Genomic DNA, 17,107 nt, shown 5'->3' with positions numbered 1-17,107 from the left:
CTGTTATTTTGGAAAAGTATGTACATATTGTTTCGTCGGATATCCCTTATCCCGTAGATTATGGTGGTGTAATAGATGTATTTTGTACGGTAAAGGCGCTGCATGAAGCAGGTGTTAAAGTTCATTTACATTGTTTTGATGATGGACGTGGACAACAACCAATGCTTGACCAATATTGTACAACGGTTCATTATTATCAACGACTTACCGGGCACAAGTGCATTACGCCCCGGTTACCATATATAGTGGCCTCCCGCTCCTGCAATCAATTGCGGGAAAAATTACTGGAGGACAATCATCCGATACTTCTACAAGGTATTCATTGTACTTACCTGCTCAACGATGAGCGTTTTGACAATAGGAAGATACTTGTGCGGCTCATGAATGTAGAGTATGAATATTATGAGCAGTTGTGCAAAACCACTACGGTATTGCAACCACTGAAGAAGATCTACTACCACCATGAGAGCCGCCTTTTAAAGAACTATGAAAAACGATTGCCGATAAGGCCATGTTCCTGGCATTATCAGAACAGGACGTAGCGGTATACCGACAAAAGCTTCATGCCAAAAATGTAGTATGCCTTCCTCCTATGCTGCCGTTTACGGCCGTAGAAACAGAAACGGGTATCGGTTGTTTTTGCTTGTACCACGGTAACCTTTCTGTGGCAGAGAATGAAGAAGCGGCCATCTGGTTGCTGACGAATATCTTCAATAAGATAGATGTTCCCTTTATTATAGCTGGTAAAAAACCATCGCCCCGGCTGGAGCGGGAAGTAAACCTGCATGGTCATGCCTGCCTCATCTCAATCCTTCGGCCCAGGAAATGCATGACCTGATCCGTAAAGCGCAGATCCATGTATTACCATCCTTTTGCCGTAAGAGCAGGTCGGTAAAATTATTAAACGCTCTTTTCTCCGGCAGACATTGTGTAGTAAACCCCACGATGGTAAATACTTCCGGACTGGACACAGCCTGTCATGTAGCCACTACTGCCGAAGCGTTTCAATCGATCATCATCCAACTCTATCACCAGCCTTTCGATGAGCACGAATTGGTTTTGCGCAAAGAAATACTGGCCCCCTTCTTAAATCATGGTCAATTAACCAAGCAATTGATATCGTTGATATGGCAGGGAGAACACCAATACAGCTAACACGAATGGAAAGGGTTGACAGGTTGGAAAGTTGAAAGGGTGATAAGGTGAAGCATTCAGGAAGGAGGCAACCAGGCACCGTGGCAGTAAGGCAACGAGAAAAAGCAGGGTTCTGTTTATTGTTATTTAGAAAGCCTGATGAAGTATTGAAGTCTATACAAATCAAAATAGGTTAAGGAAGGATTGCAGGAAAGCAGGTTGCGCCGGACAGGGCCTTTAAACAGGTGATACAAGAGCAGCGGTATCCACTCCCCTTTCCATGACTTCAATGAACGGTAAATCCTGAATAGTTTTACATGTCTGGCCAGTTCGGCAGCCGGTAGCAAATTGCTTAAGCCGCACAGGTTTTTCAGTGCATTTTCGGATTTGGCAATAAACGCACTATTGATTTCCAATCCTGCATGCAATACAGGATTATCTATATAAGCAATGGGAATACGCGCTCTTTCCAATTGTATACCTATCCAAGTATCTTCATGTCCATATCCCTCTCCGCCGGTTTCAAAAGACAATTGTTTAAAATAGCGGGCTTCTATGATGAAGTTATTGGTCATAAAAGCCGGTTGGTGTTTTTTGTCGTCCCTCCTGCCTTCACGAGCCAGGCCATAGGTCCAGTGTAAACGGAGAGCACAATCTTTGGGCGGAGCAGCAGTATAGGTTCTCCCCTACTACTACACCTGCATGGGCAGTTACTGCAAGGATATATTTGTCTAAAAAATCATCTGTGATCAGTTCGCTATCGCCATCCAGGAAAAGGAGCCAATCGCCTGTAGCGGCATCTGCCAGGTGCTGGCGGATGCGTATACGTCCCTGGTTTTGTGCATGAAGGGAATAACGTACAAATGGCAGGGAAGCAATGGCATTATTGACAAGTTGAAAGGCTGGTTCCGAAGCATCATCCATTACAATAATTTCTCCGGCCGCTCCTAAACGGGAAAACCCGGCGCTTAGCCAGGCCACCAATGTATTGATATCCTGATTGAATACGGGAATTAGGACGGAGATCATACCATGTCGATGCTTGCATTATCGATTACCCGGCCCCTTTCGGTACGCACCATACGTGCCGGGAACTTATTGATCACGATATAATCATGGGTAGCCATGACTATCGCGGTGCCGTAATCGCGCGATATATGAAACAGGAGCTGCATGATCTCATCGGAAGTTTCGGGATCGAGGTTACCGGTAGGCTCATCGGCCAGGATGAGTTTGGGCGAATTGAGTAATGCCCTGGCCACATCCACCCGTTGTTGTTCGCCACCACTCAATTCAAAAGGCATTTTAAATCCTTTTGATTTTAAACCTACCTTGTCCAGTACATCAATGATCTTTTCGTCCATGAGTTTTCATCTTTCCAGCCGGTAGCCCGCAATACAAATTTGAGGTTGTCATTCACGTTTCGGTCGGTCAGCAATTGAAAATCCTGGAATACAACGCCCAGGTTACGACGCAGGAAAGGCACTTTTTTCCAATCCATTTCACGGAGGTTGAACCCCACAACGGAGCAATCTCCTTCTTTGAGGGGTAGATCGCCGTAAAGGGTTTTCAGGAGACTTGATTTTCCGGTACCCGTCTTTCCAACGAGGTACACGAACTCCCCCTTTTTGCACCCTGAGGTTCACATCCTGCAGAACGAGATTCGTACCCTGGTATATATTTACGTGCTTTAATTCAATGATTGCATCCTGCATATTAACCGGTTAAGTCAAACAAAAATAGGTAATTATGTCTGAACCCCGATTTTTTTGGATTTGAAGGATTTAGTGGATTTGGGTTCGTGGTTGGTTTACAAGGACACGAGTAGTTGGTTAATTAGGCAGGAGCCAATGAACAGCGCCTGGGAGGAGTTAACCACCACATTTAGCCTTGAGGTTGCAGACTGGCTCCCATTAGTACGATGGGCTTTTTGTCGCCGGGCATGGTGATCATTCTTTCATATTTCAGACCCAGTTTGTCCAGCAGCCTGATAGAGCGTACATTGTCCTGGTTAGTAATGGCCAGGATATAGGGTAAGGCATATTTATTTTTTGCATGGACCAGTACGGCTGTTGCAGCCTCATAACCATATCCTTTTCCTTCATAGGGAGCCAGGTAGGCAAAACCTATGTCAACATGCTGTAATGCATCTCTTTTGATGAGTCCACACATACCTATGGGAATTTGTTCTTCTTTCAGGAGCACCAGCCATAGGCCAAAGCCATTCTCCTGGTAACTTTTCAGGGGAACGTTGTGTATATATTTCACAGCATCTTCCAGGTTCCTCACGCCTTTATCGCCAATAAAGGTGAGCCAGGCTGGTTCATTAACGAGTTGAAGGATAAAGGGGGCATCCTCTACGGTTATTTGCCTGACCAGCAAGCGTTCTGTTTCAGCAATTATCATGGTTATTGTTCAGCTTTATCGTTCTACGATTTCTTTGATGGTGGCCAACACATCATCCCATCCGGCCAGGGAATTTTGCCACCACTGTTCGCAGTTAAAGTTAATTTGATTCACCGTTAGAAGGGTCTTATTATTTTCCTCCGACAGGCTGTACGTAATGGTAGTATAATGTTCGGGGTGATCTTCTAAACCACTGTAGGGTGTCCAATAGGTATACCGCAACAGGTGCGTAGGCACAAAATCGAGGATGATACCTTTATCCCTCACCTGGTTACCTGCCTGGTCGTATACAAATATCAGTTCACTACCCACTTTCCAATCAGTGATAACCTCTACTCCTGGCAGAAATTGGGTAATGATATCGGGGTTGATCAATGCATTCCACACTTTAGAAGCGGCGGTATTGATCTCAATGGATTTGTTAATACTTTTCTCCATCTTGTTCGATTTTAGTGCAATCCTTTCCTAAAGTTACGCACTCAATCCTTCTCCCACTTTCTTTTGTGTGATCCTTCCTGCCTTTGAATGGTCCAGCCATTGGCAACGGCTTTTGAGTAATCTTTTCCGCAGTTTTTGGGATAAAATATTTTCAAGACCGTTTTCTTCCGTGAATAGCCTGGCAGGATACCCAATTGACCAAGGATCTCATAGGATGCCGATCCACAACGCATACCTACCAAGGCATAATCGTAGGGTGTTTGCAACAGATAGGCCTTTGCAATGCTGTCGAATTGCTGCTTTTGCCGGGTAGTGACGGGAATGTATACAACGGCTTTTTAGCGCTATCAGGATCACCACCCAAGATGGCATAAAAACTACGTTCATTGTGTTCGGCATAGATGCTGTGCCGGTTATTTTGCTTTTTGAATACATGAAAGGCACCTGCAGGCAGAAAATTGAGGATCTGGTTGCTGTCGGCTTCAATGCCCACATGACCGCCCAAGATACCGCCAAACCATTTCGATTCGGTAGCTGAGTATTCCTTCAACGGCTTAGAACCATACAGAAAATGAACTTTCAGGAAAATAGTATCGCTGGCCCAGGCCAGTGAGGAAAGGAAACAAGCTATACAAATAAGAAAGGGGCGCATATATGGCCCCTTCAAGATAGAACAAAATTCAGTATGTTTTGACTATTTTAGGACTACAGGTCACTCATGATCTCCCATTTTGATACATAGATTGTTAATTCGTTTGGCTTTTCGGGATCGCCATTGAAAAATATCAGGTTGCCGTCCTTCGCCTCCAGTCTAATTAACTGCTTGGTTAGGCTACCGTCTTTTTGCTTGATAAAACCAGTGTATAGGGCACCGCCAACTGTAAAGTCATTATTAAAATTGCAATCAATTTGCTCGAGAATCATCTCGAATCCCTCCTTCTCTTGACCCGATGCCTGGGCCGACAAGGTGATCGTTTTCGCCGTTGGGTTTACAAGTATTTCAGTATTCACGTCCATCAGCTGGCCTGATTGAGTGGCCAGCAGCTTTTCAGCAGAGAACTTAACAGTTTCGTTGCAAACACTTTTTGCTGGTCAGAATTTGCAATAGTCGCTTTGCCCGACCTTGCGGTCGAATTAGGCCTGGCGGCTTTCTGACCAGTGTTACAGGCTAAAAACGATAAAAGAATGAAGGAAGCAAGGGGTTGCGACAGTTTCGGGTATTGCATATTTAATAGGCTATGTATCCTTTAGTAGGACAATCGAAACCTTTGTTACCATTAGTCCCCGTTTTTATTTGGGTTCAATTAAATCCCATAGGTTGCCATAGAGGTCGGCAAATACGGCTACCCTACCCCAGGTTTCCAGAACGGGCTCCCGCACGATGGTGATGCCCTGATCGAGGAGGTTTTGATAATCTCTTTCAAAATTGTCGGTATACAGGAAGAGGAATACCCTGCCGCCGGTTTGGTTGCCTACCCTGCTTTGTTGTTCCTCATTGGCGGCTTTGGCCAATAACAGGCAGCAGCCATCAGAACCGGGAGGAGACACCACCACCCATCGCTTTACCGGATTGAGCACGGTATCTTCTATGAGGGTAAAATGTAATTTTTGGGTATAAAAGGCAATGGCTTCGTCATAATCGTTTACTACCAGGGCTATGAGTGCCAGGCTTTGTTTCATGGTTGCGTGTTAATTGCGAATTTGATGGCAACAAATATGCGTGTAAAATTGCCTGCAACCAAAATAGTTTTTCCTGTAGAAATGTCCTAAGCGTGCTGCACTTTACCCGAATTGATCAGGGGTAATAATTTGTTTTGCAAATACTGGGTCCAGGCAGGCGCACAGGAATCGTAACACTCTACTTCAGGAGTCAACCCTTCATGTGTAAATACAAGTTGTGTTTTGCCTCCTTTTTCTGTAATATCAAAAATCACTTTCGATCCTACCCATTCCTGTCTTTTCTCAATAAAACTAAGTTCGCTTTCTGTGATCAGCCATACTATTTTTTATTGGGGATCACTTCCACCAGTTTTTGTTTGCTATAATGAACCCCATCCCCGGCACGAAAACTAAACTCATCATTCAGCTTTTCGGTATTGCCTTCAAATTCTTCCCCATAGTATCCCTGCCACCAACCACGTACATTGGTAACTGCTTTAAATACTTCCTGGGAGTGCCCTCCGTCAATAGGGTAAGTGTAAAATCTGTTGTTGTTGCCATGGCTTTAATTTTTAGCGTTGATTTCCTATCAAAGCTATTGGCCAAATGGTACTTGTACGGGGTGTAGAATAGACTTTCAGATGGGTAAATTTGGACAAATTCGTTACATAAAAACTGTTATTCGGCTTTGTGCAATTTCTCAATGATCTTGACCTGTTCGGTGGTAATGGAGTAGATGAGTTGAAACTGGTCGGTGATGGCTTTCAGGTCGGACAGGGTTTTGCGCACTGATTGTTCGGGCTTGCCAGCACCTGGCTGCATTTCCAGCCTTCTTTGCTCTAATAATTGCTGCAGGCGGGCACGGATGGGGTATTCGCTGGCTTTTTGATCGGCCTTAAGAATGGCCTGGTTTTCGAGCACATTGGCTGTATTCTGAAATTGATCATCTACCTGTTTTACCAGGGGCACAAAATCGGTTGAAGCATATTGTGCGGCCGAGCGCTGTGCATAATAAGACAAAGAGGCAATATGGGAATTAAGCAAGTGACTGGTGGCCACAAACTGGTGATAGTGTGGTAAGCCAGGCTGTTTGTTTTTGGGTTCAGAAAGCATCCGTTGAAAGTGGTCCGACATATTGGCCAATGCTACAAATGCTTCTTTACGGGCTGTACGGTAGTTGTTGTTGGCAGGCGTTTGCCCGGTAAAAAGGCAGCTACCATATTGAAATAATGGCGGCTGGCCGTAATGGATTTCTGGATAAAGGGTTCCATTTGTTCATGCTCCCACAGGGGCAATACAAAGGAAGATACCAGCCAGGCAATAATGGAGCCGATGCCTGTATCCACAATCCTATCCTGCAGCACATCTGTCAAGCCGCTGGGATTGATAAAGTGGAAGCTTAATACCACATAGGTAGTGATACCGGCAGAGCCGACGAGGTAATTCAACTTGAGGTAGCTGTATGCCAGGATCATGGCCACCAGCATAAGGATAAAGAGGGCTGTATGGTCTTTGATAAAGAACAACACACCAAAAGAACAGGCCGCTCCTATGAGGGTGCCACCCAACCGGTGAAAGTTTCTTTGCCGGGTAATACTGTAGGCCGGCTTCAGGATGGTGACAATAGTAAGTAATATCCAGTAACCATGCCCCAGGGGATAGAGGAGTGAAATAATGTAACCGATCATCATGGCCAGGGTAACACGGATGGCATGCCTGAAATGGGAAGATTGCAAACTAAGGTTATCCACCAATAAGCGGATATTGAATTCCTGTCCGGCTACATCCTGCTCTTCGAGGCGGTCGGGATCGATCTTTTATTTTTGCTGATGCTGCGGTCGTAGGTGGAATAATGGGCCAGTATACCGATTCGTTCTACCAGGTCTTCGATGCTGTACAGGATATGGCGTAGTTTGATCAGTCCTCGATGGTATGTGGATTCAATTGCTGGTCGCGGTGGGCAAAAAGATAGTGCTGGTTTCTTTGAATGCCTGATCCAGGGTATTGTCGTGCTTATAGGATGTTCCTTCCTGCACGGCCAGGCCAATCCGGTGCAGTTTTTCCGATGCCTGCATGATCATGCGGTGGTATACTGGCAGGATCTCTGTATCGTCGAATTCTTTGTGCAGGGACTCATAATCCTGTTGGGTGGTCATGATGCGCTCGAAGAGGTCCATGCTGTCGAGGAACATCATCATGAGGATACGGCCTTTGCTGGTGGATTCAAATACAACACGGCGGGCCCTGAACAGCATTTCGCGTAACTCGTCCTGGTGCAGGTGCACAGAAACCTGGAGGCGCATCAGTTCCCGTACCAGGCTGTCGGTATCGCGTTCCTTTTCGTAAAAGGCGGCTTTGATCTTGAGGTAATCGGCAATTCCCATGAGGTTTTCGCCCAGTAATTGCTGAATGGGTTTGTAGGGCCGCAGGGTATACAGGGTAAGGCTGAGGATAGCATACCAGGTACCGCCGAGGGTAAACCAGGCAGCATCGCGCCAGATATTGGAGGAGGCGAGGTGACTGTCAATATTGAAAATGAAAACCAGGAGGGCAATCAGGCCGATGGCGTTTACGCGGTTGCCATATACACCTACCAGGGAAAAGAAAAGACCAAAAACGATGATCTCCAGCCCTATCAACCAGGGAGAATGCCGGGTAAGCCCTACTATGACAACGATGATAAAATTGAGCAGGATGCTCACCAGCATCCCATTGCGGCGGTGCTGGGGCGGTCCGGGTGTATCGGTGGTACTGACTACCAGGGCGCCCAGGGGAATGACCATGAGGTGGGATAACAGGCCGAAATGGTTTAAAATAAGGGCCGGAATGATGGCACCTGCGGTAATGCGTACGCCGGCATATAAATACTGACTACTGATAAACTTCCTGAATTCCCGGGTATAATCCATAGCTTGTATTCATAACTAAATTACACACTGTTTTGTTGGCAGGGGCCTAAGGTCGGGTTTAAATTTCTGTAACTCATCCGGTTGTAAAAATATTTTCGGAGGCGGCAAGGTAGGGGGTCTTACACAGTCCAGTCTAGTACTGGCTTTCAGGGAAATTCAAAAAAACAAGTAGAAATGATCCACAGGATGTGAAAATAAAATATAAAATAAATTTGGTGCGATGTGATTTTAGCGTATTTTTGCACTCCAAAAAACGATATAACGGTCCTGAAAATGAGACAGTTATTGAGTAGAAAGGGAGGTTAGAACTCGTAGCTCAGTTGGTAGAGCACAACACTTTTAATGTTGGGGCCCTGGGTTCGAGTCCCAGCGGGTTCACTTGATGGGACAAGTACACTAAATCGGTGCTTGTCCCATTTTTCTTTCGCTCAAACCCGCGTCCACGCTGAATATTAGGATCAGGGGATCGAGTACCAAATATCGAACCAAGCATTCCTGGCTAATATGCATTCTCCATACAAAATAAAACTCGGTCATATAATTGATTTCAGGGTGAAATATTGCTCTTTTACGAAAGAGGAAGGCAGAAGGCAAATACTCCCTTATCAAGGACTTCGTTGTGACTTTTGGCACGATCACGGTGATAACTCAGAAAATAAAATGTTCATGATATGGCCAGAATTCGAGAATGCAGCAGGTGAAGTTATTTTGGAAAATGATCCTGTTGTTCCTCAAATAGGTACAGCCCCTATGTGGGTAATTGTACCTGAAAGAAGGCCCTACCATTATGGTCATATAAAAGAAGGCTTAGTATGCTATTTTAGGGAAGGTGCAAAAGGACGGTCGAATGTCAGGTAATTGAAGTAATCGGCTTGCTAATTAACCCAACAGGTAGCCATTAATTTAACTTACTTATAATGCATTCTTCCTGAGTCCACTCTACCGGTTCTTGCGTTTGCTGAACTCCCTCTTTTTCTGTATCTTTATTTTATATGACAGCGCTTCAAATCATTGGAAAAACAGGTAACGAAGCTGTGCAAAAGCTCCGTCTACAGAAGCTACGCAGTGGTTATCCTTTCATGATCAATTCGAAAGATCTGGAACCTAACCAATGCTATTTGGAATATCCGGATGGCTCCATTCAGCTTGTTTACTTAAAAAATGCCGCCAGGGAATTCACGGTAATTCGCACTTTGTCTCCTTCAGAGGAACTGTCACTACGTAGCAGATATGGTCTTTCCCGTCTTTAATTATGCCGGAACTATTCATTATTACAGGTTCTAACGGAGCTGGTAAGTCCAGTATTGGCCCAGAGTACCTACCTACTCACATCCGGCAGCAAGGCCCCATTTTTGATGGAGACAAACTCCTCGTCGAAAAAAAGAAAGGAACTTTGGCGAAGCATCAAATCCCACAAAGAATGCAGCAAATTAGCATTTGCGTTCGTTACTGAAACATTTGACAGGCTGGTAGAAACCGCACTTGCAGCGAACGTGGATTTTGCCTACGAAGGGCACTTCACCAATGAAGCTACCTGGGATATTCCTCGCCAATTTCGGGTAGCAGGCTATTCTATCCACTTAATTTTTCTCGGTCTTCAGGACACAGGCTTATCTGAGCTTCGTGTCGTTGACCGGTCACAAGCCGGTGGCCACTATGTAGATCCCCGTACAGTAGCAGATAACTTTTATGGCAATCTGGAAAAACTGAATGAACATTACGAAATGTTCCAAACAGTTCAGATCATTGATACTTCCGAGGCGGAGCATGTAGTCCTTGCTGTATTAGAAGAAGGCAAACCTGCGAATGCCGTGCCATCAGAAATGCTTCCATTGTGGTTTCAGCAATATTTACCCTCCATTACCCAAAAAATCAAGGCCGGGGAACCACGGTTTTACTAAGATTATCAATGCTACAAGGCTATTCAGAAGACTCCATTGAACATTTAGGCTCCAGGTGAATTATTAGGACTGTGTCATATACTTTTGCTATGGCATTCTCCTTAACAAATCCAGGTCCCGTATAAATTGATTCGAGTTTTGTCCCAGCGGGTTTCACCGAGTCGGACAGGCTTCCAAATTTGGAAGCCTGTTCTGTTTTTATCTCGCTGGAAGCCGCACCCAGCGTGCTTATTCAGTCCTGACGCGGGTTTCAGGGAAATAAAAAACGGCAGTACAAGTGATTTTGTACTGCCGTCCGGTAGAGTGGAGTCTGCCGACGAATTGTCGAACCATATAAGAGCCTTTTTCAGACGACTATACCAACTTAAATCATTGACTGATAATAGCTTGTTGAAAATAAAGTAAGCTATTATATTAAAAAAATAAGATTATGCTATATTTATTACGAGTGCGACAGGCATTCATTTGTATACAATTTTTGTTAAGGCATTGTTGAAGTTAGAATCCTATCCACCCGGGTTTGCGATTTTATGCGATCGTAATCGAATTTGATCGTTTATTTTCGTTTTTGTGACTGTAATACAGGATTAAGGTGTAATATTTCATTTTAAGCCCACCGCGATAGTGCGGAAGGCTTTTCATCATCTCAACTACCCTTTTAGGATTCTCGCCTTTATCTGCTCCGTTTGTCGTGTTCGTTGTATTCGCGTTATTCGTCGTATTGGTCTTGCTGTTTTCTGCTGCTGGTGGCTCGATATCAGAGGATGCTTTTTTACGTTTGATGAAAGGCAGGTTGTATGTAACGGATATGGACCAGCCGTTCTTGAGCCTGTTCCTCGTAGCGAGCGTGCTTTCCCCTTCCGGCAGCCATTTGTAATTGCCATTGGCATCTTTGGGATACTGGCCGCTCAGTTCCGTTACCTTGCCCCACATTAAGCCGGTGTTCACGCAAAGGCGATTGTTGCTGCCAAACAGGAAACTGACGCCCGTAAAGTACCGAGGCCTCGGCTTGTCGCTGAAGTTGACACCCGCCCCGAAGTGTAGACCTGCATTGAAGAAATAGCCGAACTTATAATAAAAGTGCAGGTAGGAAGCGAAGCCAAACTCGACCTTACCGGTATTCTCCTGTATGATGCGATTGCCCCTGACAACGGGCGTTACAGTCAGGTCGCTGTCTTTCCGCGTAGTGAACTCATTGTCTGCAAGGCCCCCGATATACAGGCCGGAGCTGACATCGATCTTAAAGAAGTTCCTGATGTAGCCGATCTGAGTAGGATAGTTGGATTTCAGCAGGTCGGGATAAGGCGCATTTTCTTTCCGCTTAATGGCCAGCTTGAAATTGATCTGATCGTATTCAGGGATATCGGGGAAGCGATAGGCGATCACGTATTTGCTGCGCCAGAACTCGCCGTACAGTGCTTTAAGACTTTTACCCAGGCTGGAATCAGCAGAGATTGGGTCCAGGAAAATATCGACGAAGCTGGTGAAAGACTGGTGTGTGTCTTTCCCCACAGCAGTGAGCACGCTGTCGATGGCGAGCAGGGCCTTTTGTTTCTTGTCTTCAATGCAATTGTGCGCCGTCCGCGACATCACGCGGTAGTTTTCCAGCAGCAACCCCATCTCCGCCCGCAGGTGAAGTAGAGCTGTTTTCACAAACAGGTAGCGCGCCTGCTCATCTGTTACATCCTCCTTCTTTTGGCCGGCGCTTTGCGGTGAAATGCCTTGCGGATTGTCGATCTTCGAAAACAGCAGGTTTTCCAGCAAACCGCTTGCCTCGTTGTTCACCAGAAAAGCCGTATCGGTTAATTCCACATCATAAAGATAGGGATTCACGTTCCGAACGATGTACACTAACGGGGCGCCTGCCTTCAGGTGAATGCGGCGCGTATTGTGCACCACGAACTGCTCCCGTGCCAGCCGAACTTTCGGACAGGTGTCGCAAAGTTTCAGGAAGAGGTCGATAGTATCACGGCTTTGTGTTTTATTAAACTTATAGGGAATGAAATAAGTAAGGCCTGATGAGGCATCATACACGATGCGGTTGTTGAAAGCAAGCAGCGTGTCCTCACAACTCAGGCAGGTATCGCAGCAAAAATTGGCTGGTATCCGGTAGTTATCAAACAGGTTGGTCTTCAGCACTTTTTTACAGAGTCGAAGTATTTGGGATAAACAGGCACGGCTGGCTTACTGCCGGCAGCAGGTGCAGCATCGGTACCGGAATTATCGTCAATGGCTGCTTTCTTTTTGTTTATCAGCCGCAATAGTTCAATCCCTTTGTCTCCAACTGTCTTCAGCACTATGGCGTAGCCTGCTTTGACAGATTGTAGTTTGTTCTTCTTAAAGTCAATTAGCAATACTTTCTCTCCTTCAATATCTCTCAATTGAAAAGGATAAGTTTTTCTGGTACACCGTCCACGAAGACCATAAACTTTTTGGTAAACTCGGTTAGCTGTATATCCGTGGCTCCATCAGAAGCTTCAATACCAAAGCCGGCACCGTCTGCCAGAAAATCCAGTTCTATTTTGGGCAATGGTTTTGTTTAACAATGGCTGCTTCCAATGTCGACTGTTCAACGGTCACCAACTGACCGTTGGTGCTATACACGACCACAAACAGACAGAAAGAAATGATCAACTTTTTCATATCAGTTGTTTTTCAGTTTTAAATGGGGAAACACTTTCAGGTTGTTGATGATGTTTTGGATGGGCACAACATAGGTACTGGTCAGGTCGGCCCCGATGATGATGCCAATAATGTTCTTTTGGTCGTCCATTACAGGTGCGCCGGAGTCCCCTTCCTCGCTGCATTTTTCCAGCTCGATAAGGTCTTTCAGGAAAAGCCCTGGATGGGCTGCGCTGATGTTATAGGGCCGCGTTTGTCCGCAGGCCTTGATACCGATGCCGGTCCTTTTGCCTGACATGGCCCCGCAAAAGCTCAGCTTCAGGGTGCCGATGTCCTCGCCGTTGACGGCATGGAGGTCCTCCGGCTCGCCCAGTTCGTCCACCCGGTCGCTTAGGCTGTTCTCGTCATCCAGCCGCGCCACGGCCGCGTCCACAAAATCATTGATATAGCCAAAGTCTGCCTGTGCCAGCGTATGGCCTGCCAGGCCGGTCAGGGTGCCCGGTGTCACCAGTTTGCCAGCCCCCCTCAGCACAGCCGGTGGTTTCACTTCCAGGATGCCATTGGCCAGCTCGCTGCCAAACAGCACGTGGTAGCAGCTCAGCATATAGAGCGTGGTGCTGCCATCAGGTTCGCTTTTAGTCACTTTGAGCGACATCGTGCCCGTGTTATCCTGGTGAATGCGCGATACGCTTTCGCCCGGCCGCGCCGGCAGGTGGTCGCCGCCGGGATTTCGCCATTGCGGTTTGATGCCCACCGGCTTTTCTTTTACATCCGTAGGAATATTGATGCCGCCATAGTTTATAAAAGCAGGGACCGGGTTGGTGATCTCAGTGAGGTTATCTTTCTTCTTGTTTACATAAAATTCCAGCACAAGCTGACCGGTATTTTCATTACCAGTCGTCTTTTGCCCACGCCCGTGCCGGCAAAGCCGTCGATTGTGTTCTGCCATTTGGTACCGAAAGTTTCGATGGCCCCTTTGATAGCTGCTTCTTTTTCGGAAGCGCTCAGTGTTTCAAAATTGACAGGCGCATTGACGGGAAACCCACCGGCGATCTGTCTTTTCGCTTCCTTGAAGGCCAGCACGATGTCGAGCAGGTCGTGCCAGAGCTTGGAGCCGAAGCTGAGGAAAAGCCAGTACAGATGCAGCCCAGCACGATCTGGCAATAACGCCAAAAGCCGCCGGAAGGATAGAGTTCAGTGATCTTCACCGGCCAACCCAGCTGCATGTCGCCCGACTTCACCAGCAGGTAAAACAGATCGGCCCGCAGGATGGTAGCCACCACTATGGCCACACTGATGTTGATCTTGAGAATGCGGTAGTACCGCTGCTGTTCCTGCATTTCCGAAGGCAGCTTCAGGGTGGTGTTCCTGATGCGGAAGAACAATTTGAACCAGGGCTGGAACTTAAGCAATTCCGCCACCCGTTCGGAAAGTAGGCTCAGGATGAAGAGGGCCATGAGGAGATTAAGTAGGTTATCTGGCATATGAAACGATTGACAGGTTAAAGTGTGGAACAAAATTCCATTAGCGGGCGGCGCGGACGAATGGGGAAAAGGACGGAAAAAACGGAAAAACACTGTGCATTATTGTTTTCCGTAAAGCCAATATTGCATTGTTGTGTGAGACTAGTAAATTCACGGTAATGAAAAAGACCATCGGCATAGCAGACGATCAGCAGTTGTTCACTAAATCACTATCCATCCTAGTGAATACATTTTCAGGTTTTACAGCAGTACTCGATGCGCTCAATGGCCAGGAGTTGCTGCGAAAGCTGGAACAGCAGGCTGTGCTGCCCGACATTATTCTGTTGGACGTGAACATGCCCGTAATGGATGGCGTGCACACGGCAGAAAGGTTGACGCAAACATATCCTTTGATCAAGCTGGTGGCCTTGTCGATGAAGGACGATGATACTACCATCATTAGTATGCTGAAGGCGGGCTGCTGCGCCTACCTCCTGAAAGACATCCATCCGGATGAACTGGAAAAAGCCTTGCAGGAAATAGACACGAAAGGTTATTACAACGCAGATACGGCCAACATCAATTACCGCCGCCTTATCGTAAGCGGCCGGAAACTGGAGGCTAATAGATTATCAGAGCGGGAAATGGAGTTCCTGCAATATGCCTGCAGCGAACTGACATATAAGCAGGTGGCAGCCCGGATGAACCTGTCGGAAAGGACCATCGATGGTTATCGGGAATCCGTATTTGAAAAACTGAACGTACAGAGCCGCGTAGGCATGGCGCTGGAAGCCATCCGGCGGAAAATGGTATCGATTCATTAATTAAAACAAAATAATAATGGCAACATCTACCAAACCCGTAGGCACCACTTCTAAAAAGCCCGGAAAGCCAGCTAAAAACAACCAGATCAAACGGCCCCACCAAACCCAAACCAGTGGGTACGACCAGCAAGAAGGCAGCTAAGAAGAAAACCGATCCCACCAAACCTGTAGGGACCTCTCCCAATCCTCCCGGAAAATCAGCTAAGAAAAAGGCGGCCCCTAAGAAAAAGAAATAAATATATAGCCGCGATCAATGTGTTTTTATAAAAAGAATCGATAGTTGCCTATCGATTCTTTTTATAGCTGCGTAAAAATTTGCCCCAGCTGCCCTTTGCCATTTTAATCCGCTTGCTTGCATAAAAGAAATCGTAGAACACGATCTGCGTAAAATCGTCGGCCAGGTCGGGATGAAAAATGGAAAGCCCATGTCCGAAAGGAAGCTGCGTGTCAGGATTGATCTTTTGAAATTGTCACCAACGAACCTGAACGGCCTGTATTCCTCGATCGCGGCTTTGAGGTCGCGGAAGCTCTCCTGTGTCACTAGGCCCTTCTCTGCAAGGCGGGCCACATAGTCGAGCAGGTCGATGCAAAAGATCAGTGCAGTAAGGTCGATAGAACCGTCTTCATTCAGGAAGTAGCCTTTCGAAAGATCAAGACAGCCCAGCCGCTCTGCAGCAATCTGGTTGAACAAATGATTGTCAAGGGCTTGTGCAAGCGATTCACAAACAACATCCAGCGCCTTGATCACTTTACCTGCTACCACTGGCTGCACGGCGCTCACCACCAGTTCTTTGATGCTCTTCTCCCAGGTAGGGTTATTAAATACATTGGGCAAGGTTTGCACTGTTACCGTAGCCAGCTCCTTTCCGTCCACGGCCGGGTTTTGCGCAATGCGGCCAAGGATTTTCAGGTAATCGAACCCTGCAAAGAAGTTCACTGTCTCGGCAGCCACAAACCACTTTGTCGTCTCTTCCAGCTCCACGCCATTTTCCAGCATCTGCATCCAGCAGTTGACCATGATCACCAGCTCCGTTTTCATGTTCAGCACTTTGAGGGCGCTGTTAATCTCGGTTAACGTAAGCATATTGATCTGCACCTCATCATCTTCCACCTTATCGGTCAGGGTATTTTTGAACTTGATGTCCAGCAGCTCGTTGAACTCGAACGATTCGAAAGCAGGTTGGTTTTGCACCAGAAAACGCGTACGGCGGTTGGCGATGACCTTGATGTCCGAGCCGCGCGCATCCTGTAGTTCATCCCTGTCGGCCCATACCTCTTCGGCAAAAATATTAGGCAGCAGGTGATCGGGTGGCATCGCTTTGAATTCTTCCGTATGCTTCGTAGGGTCACCGTCGAAGATGCCGAAGCCTGTACCGTGGTCCCAGGTAAACAACAGGAACTTTTCCCGTAGCAGGTCGTTGTCTTTGATATGGCGCAGCACGGCGGCCAGCACACTCCTTTCACCCGGATTCACTTCGCCGAAATCGTGCAGCAGCTTCTCCCTTCTTCTGCCAGTCGCAGTATTGTGCTCAAACAGGTTCAGTTTGCCGGTGATTCGGCCGCCGCTCAATTGCTCGAATTGACTTTCGAACACAAGCAAGGTCAATTGTTCATTGTGCTTCGACTGCTTCAAAGTAGTCAGCAGTGCATCCGCATAAGATTTGGTTTCGTCGTCTTCTGCATAAATAAAAAACAGAACAGTCCAGCCTTGCTGCATAAATTCTTTATTTTTAGTTTTTACAATTTATGGG

26 protein-coding genes and 1 tRNA gene are annotated in these 17,107 nt (G+C 46.6%); 7 read left to right on the top strand and 20 right to left on the bottom strand.

The annotated features are described in order from the left end of the window. The first annotated feature begins 8 nt into the window (after nucleotides 1–8). The 3 genes from RS881_RS28235 to RS881_RS28225 are packed head-to-tail and all read left to right on the top strand — an operon-like array spanning nucleotide 9 to nucleotide 1,155. On the top strand, nucleotides 9–542 hold the full coding sequence (locus tag RS881_RS28235) for a hypothetical protein (protein ID WP_315824170.1): 534 nt from the start codon (nucleotides 9–11) through the stop codon (nucleotides 540–542). After that, entirely contained in the window at nucleotides 512–838 is a 327-nt protein-coding gene (locus tag RS881_RS28230) for a hypothetical protein (protein WP_315824169.1), read from the top strand. Before RS881_RS28235 ends, RS881_RS28230 begins: the two co-directional genes overlap by 31 nt. Continuing rightward, nucleotides 826–1,155, top strand: a complete 330-nt coding sequence (locus tag RS881_RS28225; protein WP_315824168.1) for a hypothetical protein — start codon at nucleotides 826–828, stop codon at nucleotides 1,153–1,155. The genes RS881_RS28230 and RS881_RS28225 overlap by 13 nt, the downstream gene beginning before the upstream one ends. A 122-nt stretch (nucleotides 1,156–1,277) precedes the next feature. Here RS881_RS28225 and RS881_RS28220 read toward each other — a convergent pair whose 3' ends face one another. From RS881_RS28220 to RS881_RS28160, 14 genes are all read right to left on the bottom strand, one after another. Further along, a complete protein-coding gene (locus RS881_RS28220) occupies nucleotides 1,278–1,709 on the bottom strand; it encodes a hypothetical protein (RefSeq protein WP_315824167.1) in 432 nt (143 codons plus the stop codon). 37 nt (nucleotides 1,710–1,746) lie between these two features. Further along, a complete protein-coding gene (locus RS881_RS28215; protein WP_315824166.1) occupies nucleotides 1,747–2,163 on the bottom strand; it encodes a glycosyltransferase family 2 protein in 417 nt (138 codons plus the stop codon). Then, nucleotides 2,160–2,498, bottom strand: coding sequence for a cell division ATP-binding protein FtsE (locus RS881_RS28210; RefSeq protein ID WP_315824165.1), 339 nt, complete (start codon nucleotides 2,496–2,498; stop codon nucleotides 2,160–2,162). The genes RS881_RS28215 and RS881_RS28210 overlap by 4 nt, the downstream gene beginning before the upstream one ends. After that, nucleotides 2,462–2,749, bottom strand: coding sequence for an ATP-binding cassette domain-containing protein (locus RS881_RS28205; protein ID WP_315824164.1), 288 nt, complete (start codon nucleotides 2,747–2,749; stop codon nucleotides 2,462–2,464). Before RS881_RS28205 ends, RS881_RS28210 begins: the two co-directional genes overlap by 37 nt. A 269-nt stretch (nucleotides 2,750–3,018) precedes the next feature. Beyond that, a complete protein-coding gene (locus RS881_RS28200; protein ID WP_315824163.1) occupies nucleotides 3,019–3,540 on the bottom strand; it encodes a GNAT family N-acetyltransferase in 522 nt (173 codons plus the stop codon). Between the two features lie 15 nt (nucleotides 3,541–3,555). Further along, nucleotides 3,556–3,978 (bottom strand): SRPBCC family protein, encoded by a 423-nt coding sequence (locus RS881_RS28195; RefSeq protein ID WP_315824162.1) that lies wholly within the window; start codon nucleotides 3,976–3,978, stop codon nucleotides 3,556–3,558. Nucleotides 3,979–4,019: 41 nt separating this feature from the next. Continuing rightward, nucleotides 4,020–4,244 carry a hypothetical protein gene (locus RS881_RS28190; protein WP_315824161.1) on the bottom strand — a complete coding sequence of 75 codons (225 nt, stop codon included), beginning with the start codon at nucleotides 4,242–4,244 and terminating at the stop codon, nucleotides 4,020–4,022. Further along, complete coding sequence (locus tag RS881_RS28185; protein ID WP_315824160.1) at nucleotides 4,214–4,630, bottom strand: hypothetical protein; 417 nt, start codon at nucleotides 4,628–4,630, stop codon at nucleotides 4,214–4,216. Before RS881_RS28185 ends, RS881_RS28190 begins: the two co-directional genes overlap by 31 nt. A 53-nt stretch (nucleotides 4,631–4,683) precedes the next feature. Beyond that, complete coding sequence (locus RS881_RS28180) at nucleotides 4,684–4,995, bottom strand: hypothetical protein (protein WP_315824159.1); 312 nt, start codon at nucleotides 4,993–4,995, stop codon at nucleotides 4,684–4,686. A gap of 273 nt (nucleotides 4,996–5,268) precedes the next feature. Further along, on the bottom strand, nucleotides 5,269–5,658 hold the full coding sequence (locus tag RS881_RS28175; RefSeq protein ID WP_315824158.1) for a VOC family protein: 390 nt from the start codon (nucleotides 5,656–5,658) through the stop codon (nucleotides 5,269–5,271). Between the two features lie 86 nt (nucleotides 5,659–5,744). Next, complete coding sequence (locus RS881_RS61730; RefSeq protein ID WP_425476370.1) at nucleotides 5,745–5,912, bottom strand: SRPBCC family protein; 168 nt, start codon at nucleotides 5,910–5,912, stop codon at nucleotides 5,745–5,747. A gap of 403 nt (nucleotides 5,913–6,315) precedes the next feature. Next, nucleotides 6,316–6,771 (bottom strand): hypothetical protein, encoded by a 456-nt coding sequence (locus RS881_RS28170; RefSeq protein ID WP_315824157.1) that lies wholly within the window; start codon nucleotides 6,769–6,771, stop codon nucleotides 6,316–6,318. A gap of 11 nt (nucleotides 6,772–6,782) precedes the next feature. Then, nucleotides 6,783–7,388: an FUSC family protein gene (locus RS881_RS28165; RefSeq protein ID WP_315824642.1), complete on the bottom strand. Its 606-nt coding sequence runs from the start codon at nucleotides 7,386–7,388 to the stop codon at nucleotides 6,783–6,785. A 189-nt stretch (nucleotides 7,389–7,577) separates the two neighbouring features. Beyond that, nucleotides 7,578–8,546: an FUSC family membrane protein gene (locus tag RS881_RS28160; protein WP_315824156.1), complete on the bottom strand. Its 969-nt coding sequence runs from the start codon at nucleotides 8,544–8,546 to the stop codon at nucleotides 7,578–7,580. A gap of 305 nt (nucleotides 8,547–8,851) precedes the next feature. On the opposite strand from RS881_RS28160, the gene RS881_RS28155 reads away from it, so the two are divergent. Further along, a tRNA-Lys gene (locus tag RS881_RS28155) sits at nucleotides 8,852–8,924 on the top strand. Between the two features lie 977 nt (nucleotides 8,925–9,901). Further along, the gene (locus RS881_RS28150; RefSeq protein WP_315824641.1) at nucleotides 9,902–10,447 is read left to right on the top strand and encodes a zeta toxin family protein; all 546 of its coding nucleotides are present in this window, start codon (nucleotides 9,902–9,904) and stop codon (nucleotides 10,445–10,447) included. Nucleotides 10,448–10,975: 528 nt separating this feature from the next. Here the strand turns inward: RS881_RS28150 and RS881_RS28145 are convergent. The 5 genes from RS881_RS28145 to RS881_RS28125 all read right to left on the bottom strand — a co-directional run bounded on the left by RS881_RS28145 (nucleotide 10,976) and on the right by RS881_RS28125 (nucleotide 14,553). Next, entirely contained in the window at nucleotides 10,976–12,586 is a 1,611-nt protein-coding gene (locus RS881_RS28145; protein WP_315824155.1) for a hypothetical protein, read from the bottom strand. Then, the gene (locus RS881_RS28140) at nucleotides 12,580–12,828 is read right to left on the bottom strand and encodes a hypothetical protein (RefSeq protein WP_315824154.1); all 249 of its coding nucleotides are present in this window, start codon (nucleotides 12,826–12,828) and stop codon (nucleotides 12,580–12,582) included. The genes RS881_RS28145 and RS881_RS28140 overlap by 7 nt, the downstream gene beginning before the upstream one ends. Before the next feature lie 136 nt (nucleotides 12,829–12,964). Next, on the bottom strand, nucleotides 12,965–13,090 hold the full coding sequence (locus RS881_RS28135; protein WP_315824153.1) for a hypothetical protein: 126 nt from the start codon (nucleotides 13,088–13,090) through the stop codon (nucleotides 12,965–12,967). 1 nt (nucleotide 13,091) lies between these two features. Next, entirely contained in the window at nucleotides 13,092–14,018 is a 927-nt protein-coding gene (locus RS881_RS28130; RefSeq protein WP_315824152.1) for a hypothetical protein, read from the bottom strand. Nucleotides 14,019–14,073: 55 nt separating this feature from the next. Continuing rightward, nucleotides 14,074–14,553 (bottom strand): hypothetical protein, encoded by a 480-nt coding sequence (locus tag RS881_RS28125; RefSeq protein ID WP_315824151.1) that lies wholly within the window; start codon nucleotides 14,551–14,553, stop codon nucleotides 14,074–14,076. Between the two features lie 158 nt (nucleotides 14,554–14,711). On the opposite strand from RS881_RS28125, the gene RS881_RS28120 reads away from it, so the two are divergent. Both RS881_RS28120 and RS881_RS28115 read left to right on the top strand, forming a co-directional pair. After that, the gene (locus RS881_RS28120) at nucleotides 14,712–15,356 is read left to right on the top strand and encodes a response regulator transcription factor (RefSeq protein ID WP_315824150.1); all 645 of its coding nucleotides are present in this window, start codon (nucleotides 14,712–14,714) and stop codon (nucleotides 15,354–15,356) included. A 16-nt stretch (nucleotides 15,357–15,372) separates the two neighbouring features. Then, a complete protein-coding gene (locus tag RS881_RS28115) occupies nucleotides 15,373–15,498 on the top strand; it encodes a hypothetical protein (protein WP_315824149.1) in 126 nt (41 codons plus the stop codon). 108 nt (nucleotides 15,499–15,606) lie between these two features. On the opposite strand, the gene RS881_RS28110 is transcribed toward RS881_RS28115, so the two are convergent. Then, nucleotides 15,607–17,073 (bottom strand): clostripain-related cysteine peptidase, encoded by a 1,467-nt coding sequence (locus RS881_RS28110; protein ID WP_315824148.1) that lies wholly within the window; start codon nucleotides 17,071–17,073, stop codon nucleotides 15,607–15,609. Between the last annotated feature and the right edge of the window lie 34 nt (nucleotides 17,074–17,107).

Source organism: Paraflavitalea speifideaquila (assembly GCF_032395985.1).
GTDB lineage: Bacteria > Bacteroidota > Bacteroidia > Chitinophagales > Chitinophagaceae > Paraflavitalea > Paraflavitalea speifideaquila.
Note: the sequence above shows the minus strand (reverse complement) of the source record. Positions and strands in the feature narration are given on the sequence as shown.

Excerpts from the sequence above, each read along its gene's own strand:
- RS881_RS28230 (WP_315824169.1), top strand. The coding sequence starts at position 512 with ATGTTCCTGGCATTATCAGAACAGGACGTAGCGGTATACCGACAAAAG.
- RS881_RS28225 (WP_315824168.1), top strand. The coding sequence starts at position 826 with ATGCATGACCTGATCCGTAAAGCGCAGATCCATGTATTACCATCCTTT.
- RS881_RS28220 (WP_315824167.1), bottom strand. The coding sequence starts at position 1,709 with ATGACCAATAACTTCATCATAGAAGCCCGCTATTTTAAACAATTGTCT.
- RS881_RS28215 (WP_315824166.1), bottom strand. The coding sequence starts at position 2,163 with ATGATCTCCGTCCTAATTCCCGTATTCAATCAGGATATCAATACATTG.
- RS881_RS28210 (WP_315824165.1), bottom strand. The coding sequence starts at position 2,498 with ATGGACGAAAAGATCATTGATGTACTGGACAAGGTAGGTTTAAAATCA.
- RS881_RS28200 (WP_315824163.1), bottom strand. The coding sequence starts at position 3,540 with ATGATAATTGCTGAAACAGAACGCTTGCTGGTCAGGCAAATAACCGTA.
- RS881_RS28195 (WP_315824162.1), bottom strand. The coding sequence starts at position 3,978 with ATGGAGAAAAGTATTAACAAATCCATTGAGATCAATACCGCCGCTTCT.
- RS881_RS28185 (WP_315824160.1), bottom strand. The coding sequence starts at position 4,630 with ATGCGCCCCTTTCTTATTTGTATAGCTTGTTTCCTTTCCTCACTGGCC.
- RS881_RS28180 (WP_315824159.1), bottom strand. The coding sequence starts at position 4,995 with ATGGACGTGAATACTGAAATACTTGTAAACCCAACGGCGAAAACGATC.
- RS881_RS28175 (WP_315824158.1), bottom strand. The coding sequence starts at position 5,658 with ATGAAACAAAGCCTGGCACTCATAGCCCTGGTAGTAAACGATTATGAC.
- RS881_RS28170 (WP_315824157.1), bottom strand. The coding sequence starts at position 6,771 with ATGTCGGACCACTTTCAACGGATGCTTTCTGAACCCAAAAACAAACAG.
- RS881_RS28160 (WP_315824156.1), bottom strand. The coding sequence starts at position 8,546 with ATGGATTATACCCGGGAATTCAGGAAGTTTATCAGTAGTCAGTATTTA.
- RS881_RS28150 (WP_315824641.1), top strand. The coding sequence starts at position 9,902 with ATGGAGACAAACTCCTCGTCGAAAAAAAGAAAGGAACTTTGGCGAAGC.
- RS881_RS28135 (WP_315824153.1), bottom strand. The coding sequence starts at position 13,090 with ATGAAAAAGTTGATCATTTCTTTCTGTCTGTTTGTGGTCGTGTATAGC.
- RS881_RS28130 (WP_315824152.1), bottom strand. The coding sequence starts at position 14,018 with ATGGCAGAACACAATCGACGGCTTTGCCGGCACGGGCGTGGGCAAAAG.
- RS881_RS28125 (WP_315824151.1), bottom strand. The coding sequence starts at position 14,553 with ATGCCAGATAACCTACTTAATCTCCTCATGGCCCTCTTCATCCTGAGC.
- RS881_RS28120 (WP_315824150.1), top strand. The coding sequence starts at position 14,712 with ATGAAAAAGACCATCGGCATAGCAGACGATCAGCAGTTGTTCACTAAA.
- RS881_RS28115 (WP_315824149.1), top strand. The coding sequence starts at position 15,373 with ATGGCAACATCTACCAAACCCGTAGGCACCACTTCTAAAAAGCCCGGA.
- RS881_RS28110 (WP_315824148.1), bottom strand. The coding sequence starts at position 17,073 with ATGCAGCAAGGCTGGACTGTTCTGTTTTTTATTTATGCAGAAGACGAC.